General features: G+C 43.3%; 1 pseudogene. It reads left to right on the top strand.

Going from position 1 to position 330, the window contains the following annotated elements:
* Positions 1-24 precede the first annotated feature (24 nt).
* Positions 25-219: pseudogene (locus ALO64_RS01275) on the top strand (T6SS amidase immunity protein Tai4 family protein); the annotation flags it as partial.
* Between the last annotated feature and the right edge of the window lie 111 nt (positions 220-330).

The following is a 330-nucleotide window of genomic DNA, read 5'->3' as shown; positions in this document are numbered from 1 at the left end:
TTGTCTACACCCTCTTAGAGAAGCCCTGATGCAGTGGAAGCGCTCATTGATAAGGATTTAGCCAGAGACTATACGAGCCCTCTGATTGACTCTGAAGTAAAGGGCGTAAAGTTTTATTTATTGAAGTGCCTTGATCTCTACCCTGGTAAAGAACTCAATGCTCTGGTAAAGAAGTTTGTAATAAAGCCGGGCCATACCTACAGGCAAGATAATAAATGACTGATGCCAACGCTGATATTTACACGGAGGTTGTGCGGACGCTATTCAATCGTCGAGTCGCAATCTGAACGGTTCTACATCAAGTACTCGATTCCAGGACCAAAAAAAAAC

This window comes from Pseudomonas meliae (assembly GCF_001400515.1).
GTDB classification, from domain to species: Bacteria; Pseudomonadota; Gammaproteobacteria; order Pseudomonadales; family Pseudomonadaceae; genus Aquipseudomonas; species Aquipseudomonas amygdali.
Note: the sequence above shows the minus strand (reverse complement) of the source record. Positions and strands in the feature narration are given on the sequence as shown.